The following is a 12,880-nucleotide window of genomic DNA, read 5'->3' on the forward strand; positions in this document are numbered from 1 at the left end:
ACGAACAGCATTGCTTTTCCATCCGGTCAAGGGTGGCGTAACAAATCAATACATTACGTGGTGTCAATCCCACGAAAAAAATGATTGACCCCAAAAATCATTCAATGATAAAAGAAGTGCGGCAATAAAGTGCATAAAAGATTATCCCTTAGATAAAGAAACATATAAAATAGTGTTACGTCAATTAGGGGATCAAGATTATGAACTGGATAGGTTGACAACTTTTCTTGGATTGAATCATGAATTATATAAACAAAAAGAAAGTTTAATGGAATCAGAACGAGACAAAATTGATTTTGATGATGAGCAATCACTAAAAAATGGACTGTTACAAGTAGATAAAACAGAGAAAAGGTTGGGATTCCCGAATCCTAAACTCCGAAGAGATATAGAAGAAAAACTAGAATTTATTGATAAAACAGAGAAAAGCGTATGTACTATAAAAATAGATGATATAAATACATATTCGACAGTAGATGGAAAAAGGATAATTTGCGAAAGCAGAGAATTAGCTGTAGAAGCTCGAAAAGTAAGAGCAGAAATGGTTCAATTGGCCGAGGTTGTTGCGAATAATCGTAAAAATTCAGACAATTTAAAAAGACTGTATGTACAATTACAAGAACTAAATTCAAAATTTCAACTGGGGAACGACATGCTTGTTACATTAGAAAAAATGATTGCAGATTTAGATGCTTCTAAGTTCATGGTAAATGGTGTCCGATATGAAACAGTGGAAGAAGCTGATGAAGTTAGAAAACGTACAGTTGAAAAAAATACATTTGATTCTGTGGAAGAGGCTGCAATATATCGAGGAGAACATGAGCAACTAGTGGAAATCTTAAATAGAAAATTACCTGATTTAGATGCAAAAATACAAGCATATAAAGAAATAGTAAATAAAAAATGGACGCATGAAAAAAGCAGAAAAGAAATACAAGAGTACGCAGAGCAAATAAAAGAAGAATATTATCAAATGGTTAGTGGAACTCAAGAGAAAGGACTTACATCAAAATTTATATTAAAACTGATACTATGGGCGCTTCTTTGTCTGATTGCACTATTAATTGGACTTCCAAGATTGTTGTATTCAGGATGGTTTATGAAAATAGTAATTATAATTATTTATTACAATATTTATGTAAAAGTGAAAGATTGTATAGAAGATTATATTTTAGATAAAGAAATAGATAATGATACGCGAAATGATATTATTATGGCTAGAAGACTTATTGAAGAAAAAAATGGAAAACTGCTACTTCGAGGAACTAATATTTGCATTGGAGATATTGCACTAACAAAAACCAATAGAATTTATTGTACAAAGTGTGGACAAGAAATTGAAGAAACGTGGTTGGTATGTCCTTGTTGTGGTTATGAAATATTACGATAGTTAAAATGTGAGGGGGTTAATACATGTTTTGCAAATATTGCGGTAAGGAAGTCAAAGAAGGTTGGGTTAAGTGTCCATATTGTGGAAAGAATATTGTACAAGATAGTGACAAAAGCAATATCGATGAAAATGATATCAATGAGTTAGTAAATGATAAGGTCATGAGTTTTAAGCATGATATATCTGAAGAGAAGAATGCGAAGATAGAGAAAATTTCAGATGCGATTATACCTGTTCAGCCGGAATATGAGATACCAATAGTTTCAAATGGAAATAGATGGAAGAAAATTATTATGATTCCAATATATATTATTATAGGATTATTGTTGTTGATTGGACCTTTCACGGCAACAGGAGCAGGGACAACTAAGGATGTAGTTATTGAAGTGGTTCAGTATTATATTGCAATTGGTATTTTGTTTATTCTTCCAATTATGCTTATTACAAATTTCAAAGGCATTAGAGATAGATTACCATTGTATAAAAATCATAAAATAGGAACCACACTGTTAGCAACAATTATAACTTATGTCTGCATTAGTATAGGTTTATCGCTAGGATTTTTAGTTACAGATGCAATGCATACACAGACATACAGTAATGAAATAAAAGCACAAAATGCACAAAAGGAACAGGAATTGGCAGATAAGGAAGCGGAGAAGCAAAAAGCTGAAGAACAAGAAAAAGTAGAAAAAGAAAAAGCTGCAGAAGAAAAAGCTGCCAAAGAAAAAGCAGCTAAAGAAAAGGCGGCAGAAGAAAAAGCTGCGAAAGAGAAAGCCGCAGAAGAAAAGAAAGCAGCGGAAGTAAAAGCTGTGGAGGAAAAGAGGGCGGCGGAAGCAAAAGCTGTGGAGGAAAAAAGGGCGGCGGAAGCAAAAGCTGCGGAGGAAAAGAAGGCGGCAGAAGCAAAAGCCGCGGAGGAAAAGAAGGTGGCAGAAGAAAAGAAAAAAGCAGAGGAAGAAGCGGCAAGGAAAGAGACACTTGCGACACTACCATATTTATCACTTGAGTATCAAAAAGCTTATTTAGAAGATAACAATATTCCGGTAAAAACGTTCAGCGAAATTAGTATGATTCAGGATTATTGCGACGCACATAAAGAGGATATGATATATCTAGAAGAAAAAGACGGATTCTTATCTAGCAAAAAATATTATGAAAAATCTTTTGAAGAAACGGATTTAGTATATATCGGGCAGACGAAAGATGACAAACCAGATGGAATGGGAATAATAACAAAAATGGTAGATGCTCAAATAAATAACGGAGAGCTTATTATTAGTGAGTATGATGGATTTTTTTCAAAAGAAGAAAATAGCTATTTGCTTTTGAAATATATAGGGAAATTTAGTGAAGGACATTATGAAGGAACAGGGATGAGTTTTGCCACACCAGTAGATGAAGAATTTACGAGTCAGGATATTCATTGGGAAGCTTTTTTTCAAAATCAAAATAATGATATGGCTTCTTCACTACTTAATTCGTTAAATCCATGTATTTATGAAGGTGAATTTGAAAACGGTGAATATTCTGGAAAAGGCAACCAGTATGGATATGGTTTTCTTTCAGTATATTTGGTAGATGCATCTACAATTAGAGATTTTAGCGTTTATACAGGAGAGTTTAAAAAAGGAGAAAAGAATGGCAGAGGCAAATACTATGAAAATGGATGGTTGCGCTATGATGGTGATTACAAAAACAGTAAGTATTCAGGAAAAGGGAAAAGCTATTATCGTTCGACAAATCAAGTGAAGTATAGTGGCGAATGGATGAATGGGGAATATAATGGAGAAGGTACACTCTATAATGAAAATGGAGGAATTGAATATAGTGGTGAATGGAAGGATGGAGAGAATGGAGTTGTAGATGCTTTAGGAAATTAAATGTTGTAATTTGTGAAATTATATTTTGACCTAGTCAGCCATATCTTGATAATAGGCAATCTTTAGAAGAAGGGAACTGTCTATGAAGATATGGCTGACTTTTTTTACGGAGCGAAATCCTTATGTTGGTGCCAATACGAATTACGCCGAACATTCCTGTCTTGTAACAGGAACGAATCAATGCCCCACCACCAATGTAACAGCACATAACACAAGTGATATTGCCATGACCACATCGACCTGCTTCCGGTGATTCTGAAACAGTTTCTGAAGCGATACCCCGGCATACACCCAAAGAAGGTTCGCGATCGGACCGGTAAGTGGAAGGAACAGTCCGACGCACAATAATATCCAGAAGGAATCTGTGTAAGGAAGTACATAGCAGGAGAGTGCTGTCGTGCAGGATACCATGATCTTGACATTGGTAAACTGCAGGAACATTCCTGTGAAAAAATTCGGTGCGTGGATGTTTTCTTTTTCTTCATATGCGGATGAATGAAAGGTGTGCCATGCAAGCCAGAGTATGTAAACAGCCCCGACCCATGAAAGGTATTTTACATACTGATTTAAAACGGTCCCAATCAGGTGCGTAATCAGGACCGCGCCCATGGAAACGATGAAATATCCAAAGAAGATTCCTCGCCATTGGCGCAGTGCTGTCTTTTTTCCATAGCGCAGAGCCGTGGAAAGCGAACACAGGTTGGCAGGTCCGGGCGTAACGCCGGTAATATAGCAATAGAGCAGAAAGGATGGAACGATGGTAGGTGGCATAATAGATCTCTCCCTTTTATTTTGATATCAATAGTGTATCAGAAATAAAAACATTTGAATAATGAAATTTTTTTAGATATAATATTTATAATACAAATGAATTGAGGAGGGGAGCCACAGCATGGAAATCAAACATCTCAGAACACTGATTGCAATCGTTGATCATGGCAGTTATCAGAAAGCGGCAGAAGCACTTGGATATACCCAGTCTACGATTACAATTCAGATGCAGCAATTGGAAGCAGAACTTCGAGTACCATTATTTCAGCGGATCGGACGAAGGATGTCTCTGAGTCAGGCCGGTGAGAAGGTGGTCGAACAAGCCAGAGACTTAGTAGAGATCGCAGATCAGATCGGCGGTATTGCAGATACATCACAACCGCTTACCGGAACGCTGCGGGTGGATATTGTAGAGACGCTGCTGTGTTTTCAGATGCAGGAGGTTATTCGAGAGTTTCGCGCCAGAGCGCCGCTTGTGAAGCTTATACTGCGGAATCGTAACTGTCTGAAAATCTCAGAAAACCTGAAAGAAGGAAGCTGTGATCTGGGAATCTCTTATCGCATGGATTGGAATCGGGATGTACTTCAGACGGAATCGTTGAAACAGCAGGCGGAATGTATTCTTGTGGCATCCAGTGAACTGACAGATACGGATTTTGTGACACCGCATCAGGTCAAATCGATTCCACTCATCAGTGACGAACCGGACAGCCTTTTTCGCAGACAATTTGAATCCTATCTGCAAGAACAGGATATTCAGTTGGAAGAGACGATTGAACTGTGGAGCACGGAGGCGATTAAACGTTGCGTGATGAGCAATCTGGGAATTACATTTCTGCCAAGATTTGCGGTAGAAGAAGAACTTGCCGATGGCAGACTGGTAGAGCTTTCTGCGCCTGTCTCCGGAATTAGAAATCCGGTTTTATGTATCAAGCATAAAAATCGCTGGACAACTCCTGCCATGGAACTGTTTTTGCAACTGATCAGAGAACATTTGCAAGAGAATCTTTGATAATATGAACGAAAGATTTGAGTACTAAAACGGGCTGCAGAGAAGTCTCTGTTTTGGGTCAAGAGTGAATTAAGTGAGAAAGAAATTAACATATTGCACAAAAAATGCTATAATATGCTTAAAACGATAGAAAAAATCACAAAACAGGAGGGTACTATGCAGGATCAATACAATCGAAAAATTGACTATCTGCGTATTTCAGTGACAGACAAGTGCAATTTCCGCTGTATGTACTGCATGCCAGAGGAAGGTGTAGACTATATTGACCATAAAGACATCCTGCGCTTTGAGGAAGTAATCCGCATATGTCGATGCGCAGTGAAACTGGGGATTCATAAGATAAAAATAACAGGGGGAGAGCCGTTGATCCGGCGTGGTGTATGTGATTTGATTCGTGAAATCAACAGAATTCAGGGAATTGATTCCATTACATTGACTACAAATGGATATCGGCTGCAGGAATTTCTCCCAGAGCTAAAGGAAGCAGGAGTGACCGGGATTAATATTAGCCTTGATACACTGGATGAAGAACGGTTTCAGAAGATTACAAGGCATGAAGGGCTTGAGGCAGTACTGAAAGGAATACATGAAGCAGTTCGGATCGGAATTTCCTCTGTAAAAGTCAATTGTGTTCCGATGGGAGTCAACAGTGATGATTTCGCAGAGGTGGCAATGCTTGCGAAGGATGAGCCGGTACACGTGCGCTTTATTGAGATGATGCCCGTCGGAATCGGAAAAGAATTTGGCAGGATTGAACAGAAGGAGATCATGAAAAAACTGGAGGAAAAGATCGGTCCGCTGATGCCGGTCGAGGAGAAGCTTGGAAATGGACCGGCCAGGTACTACAGTGCACAGGATTTTCAGGGGCGCATCGGCTTTATCAGCGCCATGAGTCATGAATTTTGTCAGGACTGCAACCGGATTCGGCTTACAGCAGATGGATACCTTAAATTGTGTCTGAATTATCACAGTCATCTAAATGTGAGGGATTTTATCCGGAGCGGGGTTACGGATGGGCAGTTGGAAGAATTTTTGCGGGAGGCAGTCTATCATAAACCGCGCAGACACGGATTTGAGGAGCAGGATAACGAGGAGCGGGAGGACCGCAGGATGGCAGGAATTGGAGGATGATTATGGGAGTGGTAAAGGCTGTCTGTACAAGCGACAGGCGGGGAATACAGAAGACGGATGTGACGAGTGCACAGTTTCAGGTGGGGTTTGGAATCGTGGGAGACGCACATGGTGGAAACTGGCATAGACAGGTCAGTCTTCTTTCCTATGAGAAGGTAGAAGCGTTTAATGAAAAGGGTGCAGATGTAGGAGCCGGTGCATTTGGAGAGAATCTTGTGGTGGAGGGATTTGATTTCCGAAACCTTCCGGTGGGCACCGTATTCCGGTGTAATGACGTGGTTCTGGAGATGACACAGATCGGAAAGGAATGTCACACGCACTGTCAGATCTATCAGAAGATGGGAGAATGCATCATGCCGACACAGGGCGTATTTGCCGAGGTGCGCCACGGGGGAAGCATCCGTGTAGGTGACGAGATGGTGATCGTGCCGGAGATGAAGGATCCACGGATGACTGCCGCCGTCGTGACCCTGAGTGACAAGGGTGCGAAGGGAGAACGTGAGGACAAGAGCGGTCCGCTGATCAAACAGATGCTGGAGGATGCCGGTTACCGTGTGATCGAGAAGGTCTTGATTCCGGATGAACTGGAACGCATCAAAATCGAACTGATGCGCCTGGCTGATGGAAGACAGGCGAATCTGATTATCACTACGGGCGGAACCGGATTTTCTCCGAGAGACTGTACACCGGAGGCAACCATGGCGGTAGCAACTAGAAATGCACCGGGAATCGCGGAGGCAATCCGTGCATTTTCTATGACGATCACAGACCGGGCGATGCTCAGCCGCGAGGTGTCCGTGATACGGAATCAGACATTGATTGTAAATCTTCCCGGAAGTCCGAAGGCAGTGTCGGAGAGCCTGGGATTTGTCTTACCATCGCTGAAGCACGGTCTGGATATTCTGACCGGTGCGGATGCAGAATGCGCAAGATCATAGAAAGTGAAAATACCGTGAATTGGGCGCGAGGCGATTTTCAAAAGGATTGCTGCAGGATACATCTTTCTGCAACAATCCTTTTTGCATGCAGATAATCTACTTATAGAAGCAGATCATAACAACGATTGTACTTCTGCGCGTATGGTGGTAAACTATAGTAGAGTAAGTTTAACCTGACAGAGTGTTTTGCGGGAGGAGTTGCGGATGACTATACGAGAGCAGTTGGAAGAACGTGAATTGGAGTATTTAAGTCCCTATGCAGCATTGAGTAAAGATTCCAGAGGAAGGGATGTAGAGGAAGATGAGTGCGATATCCGGCCGGTGTTCCAGAGAGACCGGGACCGGATCCTTCACTGTAAGTCTTTCCGCAGGCTGAAACAGAAGACCCAGGTGTTTCTGCTCCCCAAAGGAGACCATTACCGGACCAGACTGACACATACACTGGAGGTGTCACAGAACGCGAGAACCATTGCCAAGGCACTGCGTCTGAATGAGGATCTTGTGGAGGCAATCGCACTGGGACACGATCTGGGGCATACCCCGTTCGGTCATGCAGGAGAGCGCGCTCTGAATCAGGTCTATCATTTCCGCCACAACGAGCAGAGCGTGCGGGTGGTGGAATGCGTCGAGAAGCAGGGAAAAGGATTGAATCTGACTTGGGAGGTGCGGGACGGCATCCTGAACCATCCCACGGCGGGAACGCCTCATACGCTGGAAGGACAGGTGCTGCGCCTGTCAGACAAGATCGCTTATATCAATCACGATATTGACGATGCAATCCGCGGCGAAATCCTTGTGGAGGACGATATTCCGAAGGAGTTCCGGGACATTTTGGGAGGTTCACTGAAAATCCGACTGAACACCATGGTCCATGATGTGATCACCAACAGTATGGATCAGCCGGAGATTCGGATGTCTGAGAAGGTGGAGCGGGCGATGATCGGTCTTCGCCAGTTCATGTTCGAGAATGTATACAAGAATCCAAAAGCGAAGGGCGAGGAAGACAAGGCGGTTCAGATGATCGTGCAGCTGTATGAGTATTATATCAGGCACATGGAGCTGCTCCCGGAACAATACATACTGGCTGTCGATCAGCCGGAGAATACGAAAGAACAGGTGGTGTGTGATTATATCGCGGGAATGACCGATAATTACGCGGTAAAAAAGTTCGAGGAATATTTTATTCCGGAATCCTGGAAAATTTAAAAGGAAATCAAGAAGTTGTGTCGAATATATATAATATGGGGTATAGAACGCATAGATGGAGGGAGACATGTACTATTCAGAGGAACTGTTAGAAGAAGTAAGATTGAAAAATGATATTGTAGATGTGATTTCCGGATATGTCAGACTCCAGAAAAAGGGCAGTTCCTACTTTGGGCTTTGTCCGTTTCACAACGAAAAATCACCCTCCTTTTCGGTGAGCAGAGACAAACAGATGTATTACTGTTTCGGCTGTGGAAAGGGAGGCAACGTATTTACATTTATTATGGAATATGAGAATTACTCCTTTGTGGAGGCGCTAAAGCTTCTGGCGGACCGCGCCGGAGTGGAACTGCCCGAGCTGGAGTATTCCAGAGAACAGAAGGAGAGAGAGAATCTCCGGGGAACAGTTCTGGAACTGAATAAGCTGGCAGCCAAGTATTTCTACGCACAGCTCAAGAGTGAGCGTGGCAAACTGGCACACACCTATCTGACAGACCGGGAGCTTACGGAGGAGACGATCACAGCCTTTGGACTTGGGTATTCCAACAAGTACAGTGACGACTTATACAAATATCTCAGGACAAAGGGGTATTCGGAGGAGGTCATTCGGCAGGCCGGACTGGTCAATGTGGATGAGAGACAGGGAGTTTATGACAAGTTCTGGAACAGGGTGATGTTCCCCATCATGGACGTGAACAACCGGGTCATCGGGTTTGGAGGGCGTGTGATGGGAGATGGAAAGCCGAAATATCTGAACTCTCCCGAGACGATCGTGTTTGACAAGAGCCGGAATTTATATGGGCTGAATCGTGCGCGGACATCCAGAAAACCGTATTTTCTGGTCTGCGAGGGCTATATGGATGTGATCTCCCTGCACCAGGCGGGATTTACGAATGCGGTGGCATCGCTGGGAACTGCACTTACCGTGGGACATGCATCTCTGATCAAGCGTTATGTCAGGGAGGTGTACCTGACTTATGACAGTGACGAGGCGGGAACCAAGGCTGCGCTCCGGGCGATTCCAATTATGAAAGAGGCGGGAATCGCGGCGAAGGTAATCCGGATGGATCCCTATAAGGATCCGGACGAGTTTATCAAGGCGCTGGGTGCGGAGGCATTTGAGGAACGGATCGGGAAGGCAAGAAATGGTTTTCTTTTCAGTCTGGAAATGCTGGAACGGGAATATGATATGGATTCTCCGGAGGGCAAGACCGCATTTCTTCACGAGGTGGCTAGACGTCTGGTGGGATTTGAGGAAGAACTGGAGCGCAATAATTACATAGAAGCGGCGGCGAGACAGTATCATATCAGTTTCGAGAGTCTTCAGAATCTGGTCAGCAAAACCGCGGTGAACATCGGACTGGCAAAGCCGGTTACGAGGCCGAAATCTACGATGAACAGGGAAAAACAAAAAGAGGACGGAAGTCTGAAATCCCAGAAGATTCTGCTGACCTGGCTGGTGGATGATGAGAGTCTGTTTTCAGTGATCAGCAAGTACATCAGACCGCAGGATTTTACGACCAGTCTGTACAGGGAGGTGGCGGAGATCCTCTACGGTCAGTATGAGCAGGGCAGCGTGAATCCGGCAAAGATCATGAGTCATTTTACCGAAGAAGAGCAGCATCATGAAGTGGCGAGTCTGTTTCATACAAAGATACAGGAACTTACAACAAAGGAAGAGCAGGAGAAAGCATTAAAGGAAACCATCATCCGGGTGAAGAGCCAGAGCATCGAGGCTGCCACCAAGGCACTGGAGCCGACGGATATGGAAGGTCTGCAGCGTCTCATGAAAGACAAAAGAGCACTGGATGACCTGCGAAACCTGCATATTTCCATTGATTAAGGATAGAATAAAACAAGATAGGGAAGGGAAAGAACACATGGACAAACAAATGGATGATAACATGCAGAAATTCATGGAGCGGTTGAAAGAACTGGTCACTATCGGAAAAAAGAAAAAAAGCATTCTGGAGCTGCAGGAGATCAACGATTTCTTCAAAGACCTGGAGCTGGATGCAGACCAGATGGAGCGGGTTTTTGAGTATCTGGAGACCAATAATATCGATGTGCTTCGAATCACCGGCGATACGGAGGACGATGACGACGATATCGAGATCGTTATCTCGGAGGAAGATGAGGTCGATGTGGAAAAGATTGATCTTTCTGTTCCGGATGGAATCAGTATAGAAGATCCGGTGAGAATGTATCTGAAGGAAATCGGCAAGGTTCCTCTTCTGAGCGCGGAGGAGGAAATCAGTCTGGCCAAGAGAATGGAGGAGGGTGACGAGGAGGCGAAGAAGCGTCTTGCCGAAGCCAATCTGCGTCTGGTTGTCAGCATTGCCAAGAGATATGTCGGCCGTGGAATGCTCTTTCTGGATCTGATCCAGGAGGGAAATCTGGGTCTGATTAAGGCGGTGGAGAAATTTGACTACAATAAAGGCTTTAAGTTCAGTACTTATGCGACATGGTGGATCCGACAGGCAATCACAAGAGCGATTGCAGACCAGGCGAGAACCATCCGTATTCCGGTGCATATGGTGGAGACAATCAACAAACTGATCCGTGTTTCCAGACAGCTGCTTCAGGAGCTGGGACGCGAACCCACGCCGGAGGAGATTGCCAAAGAGCTGGACATGCCTGTGGAGCGTGTGCGTGAGATTCTGAAAATCTCTCAGGAACCGGTATCTCTGGAAACACCGATCGGTGAGGAGGAAGACAGCCATCTGGGAGATTTTATTCAGGACGACAATGTTCCGGTTCCGGCCGAGGCAGCTGCAGCTACATTGCTGAAGGAGCAGCTGGACGAAGTTCTTGATACACTGACAGAGCGGGAGCAGAAGGTGCTTCGCCTCCGTTTCGGAATGAACGATGGACGTGCGAGAACACTGGAGGAAGTCGGCAAAGAATTTGATGTAACGAGAGAACGTATTCGCCAGATCGAGGCAAAGGCGCTCAGAAAGCTGCGTCATCCGAGCAGAAGCCGTAAACTCAGAGATTATCTGGATTAAGAGGGTATTATGGAATTATCAAACAGATTACAGGCGGTCGCCGACATGGTGACGCCTGGACTTCCAGTTGCTGATGTGGGATGCGACCATGGTTACATCCCTATTTATCTCGTCCAGAACGGAATCAGTCCGCATGTGACTGCCATGGATATCAATGAGGGCCCGCTGGAGCGTGCGAGAGAGAATATCTGCCGCCAGCAGGGGGAACTCCCAATCGAGCTGATTTTGTCGGACGGCCTGAGGGCTCTCAGACCCGGCGAGGTCGAATCCGTCATTGTGGCAGGAATGGGCGGCGGACTTGTGATGAAGATATTAGAGGACAGCATGGAAGTCGTGAGAGAATTAAAAGAATGTATCTTGCAGCCACAGTCTGAAATCTATAAAGTGAGAGCCTTTCTTTTAGAGAAGGGCTTTTTGGTTATTTCAGAAAATATGATCTGTGAAGACGGAAAGTACTATCCGATGATGAAGGTGCGCTTCGAGGGAGAATACGTATCCAGAAACCGAAAGTGGTCCGAGACAGAACTACGGTTCGGGAAACTGCTTTTGTCGGAACAGAATCCGGTGCTGTATCAGTTCATGGAAAAAGAGCTGGAAATCAAACAACGCGTACTGTCCGGTCTGGCAGACAGGCGCGGAGAAAAAATTGTGGAGAGGATATCCCAGCTGAATGAAGAAATACGATGCATTCAGGAGGGGATCGCATACTATAAATAAAAGAAAAGGGGAGATACTATGTTGTGCAGAGACATTATGAAACAACTCGAGGAGATGTATCCAACGGACGCGGCACTTGATTTTGACAATGTGGGTCTGCTGGTCGGCAGAAGCGATAAAGAGGTCAAAAAAATCTACATTGCTCTGGATGCCACAGAGGATGTCATTGAAGACGCCATTGGGAAAAATGTTGACATGCTCATTACGCATCATCCGATGATCTTTGATCCGCTGAAATCCGTGACCTCCGAACATTTTACGGGCAGAAGAATCATAGATCTCATCAAGTATGATATCTCTTATTATGCCATGCATACCAATTATGATGTTATGGGGATGGCCGGACTTGCCGGACGGCTGTTCGAACTGCAGGAGCCGGTGGTTCTGGAGGAGACTTACTGGGACCGCCGTGAGGGCATGAATACATACGCCCGGGACGGGATCGGCAGGGTTGGCCGGCTGACTCATCCTATGTCGTTAAAAGAGACGACGGACTGGGTGAAGGAAAAACTGCACCTGGAGCAGGTGAAGGTCTTCGGCGATATGAAACAGGAGGTTTCGGTGATGGCAGTTTCTCCCGGTTCCGGAAAAAGTATGATTGATGCGGCACTGGAAAAAGGTGCGGATGTTCTGGTGACCGGTGATATCGACCACCATGCGGGAATCGATGCGGTGGCAAAAGGGATTGCGATCATCGATGCGGGACATTACGGGACGGAATACATTTTTATGGAAGATGTGAAGTCCTATCTGAAAGATAGTATAGACGGAGTGGAGATTGAGACAGCAGAATTTTGTCTGCCGTTTCAGATTATATAACAGTGAGG

The 12,880-nt window shown here is 44.3% G+C and carries 11 protein-coding genes; 10 read left to right on the forward strand and 1 reads right to left on the reverse strand.

All coding sequences use genetic code 11. The annotated features are described in order from the left end of the window. Positions 1 to 172 precede the first annotated feature (172 nt). On the forward strand, positions 173 to 1,390 hold the full coding sequence (locus tag BUB85_RS06355; RefSeq protein ID WP_073107023.1) for a zinc ribbon domain-containing protein: 1,218 nt from the start codon (positions 173 to 175) through the stop codon (positions 1,388 to 1,390). A 23-nt stretch (positions 1,391 to 1,413) separates the two neighbouring features. Beyond that, positions 1,414 to 3,270 (forward strand): zinc ribbon domain-containing protein, encoded by a 1,857-nt coding sequence (locus tag BUB85_RS21145; protein ID WP_073107025.1) that lies wholly within the window; start codon positions 1,414 to 1,416, stop codon positions 3,268 to 3,270. A gap of 177 nt (positions 3,271 to 3,447) precedes the next feature. Here the strand turns inward: BUB85_RS21145 and BUB85_RS06365 are convergent, their stop codons facing one another. Further along, positions 3,448 to 4,041: a LysE family transporter gene (locus tag BUB85_RS06365; RefSeq protein ID WP_073107029.1), complete on the reverse strand. Its 594-nt coding sequence runs from the start codon at positions 4,039 to 4,041 to the stop codon at positions 3,448 to 3,450. 121 nt (positions 4,042 to 4,162) lie between these two features. Between BUB85_RS06365 and BUB85_RS06370 the strand changes: the two genes are divergently transcribed. The 8 genes from BUB85_RS06370 to BUB85_RS06405 all read left to right on the forward strand — a co-directional run bounded on the left by BUB85_RS06370 (position 4,163) and on the right by BUB85_RS06405 (position 12,872). Continuing rightward, positions 4,163 to 5,053: a LysR family transcriptional regulator gene (locus BUB85_RS06370; protein ID WP_073107033.1), complete on the forward strand. Its 891-nt coding sequence runs from the start codon at positions 4,163 to 4,165 to the stop codon at positions 5,051 to 5,053. A gap of 156 nt (positions 5,054 to 5,209) precedes the next feature. Beyond that, positions 5,210 to 6,184, forward strand: coding sequence for a GTP 3',8-cyclase MoaA (moaA, locus tag BUB85_RS06375; protein ID WP_073107037.1), 975 nt, complete (start codon positions 5,210 to 5,212; stop codon positions 6,182 to 6,184). 2 nt (positions 6,185 to 6,186) lie between these two features. Beyond that, the gene (locus BUB85_RS06380) at positions 6,187 to 7,122 is read left to right on the forward strand and encodes an MOSC domain-containing protein (RefSeq protein ID WP_073107040.1); all 936 of its coding nucleotides are present in this window, start codon (positions 6,187 to 6,189) and stop codon (positions 7,120 to 7,122) included. A gap of 204 nt (positions 7,123 to 7,326) precedes the next feature. Further along, positions 7,327 to 8,328, forward strand: a complete 1,002-nt coding sequence (locus BUB85_RS06385; protein WP_073107045.1) for a deoxyguanosinetriphosphate triphosphohydrolase — start codon at positions 7,327 to 7,329, stop codon at positions 8,326 to 8,328. A 67-nt stretch (positions 8,329 to 8,395) separates the two neighbouring features. After that, positions 8,396 to 10,171 (forward strand): DNA primase, encoded by a 1,776-nt coding sequence (dnaG, locus tag BUB85_RS06390; RefSeq protein WP_073107049.1) that lies wholly within the window; start codon positions 8,396 to 8,398, stop codon positions 10,169 to 10,171. A 49-nt stretch (positions 10,172 to 10,220) separates the two neighbouring features. Further along, positions 10,221 to 11,336, forward strand: coding sequence for an RNA polymerase sigma factor RpoD (rpoD, locus tag BUB85_RS06395; RefSeq protein WP_084533932.1), 1,116 nt, complete (start codon positions 10,221 to 10,223; stop codon positions 11,334 to 11,336). A 9-nt stretch (positions 11,337 to 11,345) separates the two neighbouring features. Continuing rightward, the gene (locus BUB85_RS06400) at positions 11,346 to 12,053 is read left to right on the forward strand and encodes a tRNA (adenine(22)-N(1))-methyltransferase (RefSeq protein WP_073107056.1); all 708 of its coding nucleotides are present in this window, start codon (positions 11,346 to 11,348) and stop codon (positions 12,051 to 12,053) included. Positions 12,054 to 12,071: 18 nt separating this feature from the next. Further along, complete coding sequence (locus tag BUB85_RS06405) at positions 12,072 to 12,872, forward strand: Nif3-like dinuclear metal center hexameric protein (protein WP_073107060.1); 801 nt, start codon at positions 12,072 to 12,074, stop codon at positions 12,870 to 12,872. Positions 12,873 to 12,880: the final 8 nt, after the last annotated feature.

It is taken from the genome of Hespellia stercorisuis DSM 15480 (assembly GCF_900142165.1).
Taxonomy (GTDB): domain Bacteria; phylum Bacillota; class Clostridia; order Lachnospirales; family Lachnospiraceae; genus Hespellia; species Hespellia stercorisuis.

What these genes read in the sequence shown, in the direction of transcription:
- BUB85_RS21145 (WP_073107025.1), top strand. Translation starts at nt 1,414, where the DNA reads ATGTTTTGCAAATATTGCGGTAAGGAAGTCAAAGAAGGTTGGGTTAAG.
- BUB85_RS06365 (WP_073107029.1), bottom strand. Translation starts at nt 4,041, where the DNA reads ATGCCACCTACCATCGTTCCATCCTTTCTGCTCTATTGCTATATTACC.
- BUB85_RS06370 (WP_073107033.1), top strand. Translation starts at nt 4,163, where the DNA reads ATGGAAATCAAACATCTCAGAACACTGATTGCAATCGTTGATCATGGC.
- moaA (WP_073107037.1), top strand. Translation starts at nt 5,210, where the DNA reads ATGCAGGATCAATACAATCGAAAAATTGACTATCTGCGTATTTCAGTG.
- BUB85_RS06380 (WP_073107040.1), top strand. Translation starts at nt 6,187, where the DNA reads ATGGGAGTGGTAAAGGCTGTCTGTACAAGCGACAGGCGGGGAATACAG.
- BUB85_RS06385 (WP_073107045.1), top strand. Translation starts at nt 7,327, where the DNA reads ATGACTATACGAGAGCAGTTGGAAGAACGTGAATTGGAGTATTTAAGT.
- dnaG (WP_073107049.1), top strand. Translation starts at nt 8,396, where the DNA reads ATGTACTATTCAGAGGAACTGTTAGAAGAAGTAAGATTGAAAAATGAT.
- rpoD (WP_084533932.1), top strand. Translation starts at nt 10,221, where the DNA reads ATGGATGATAACATGCAGAAATTCATGGAGCGGTTGAAAGAACTGGTC.
- BUB85_RS06400 (WP_073107056.1), top strand. Translation starts at nt 11,346, where the DNA reads ATGGAATTATCAAACAGATTACAGGCGGTCGCCGACATGGTGACGCCT.
- BUB85_RS06405 (WP_073107060.1), top strand. Translation starts at nt 12,072, where the DNA reads ATGTTGTGCAGAGACATTATGAAACAACTCGAGGAGATGTATCCAACG.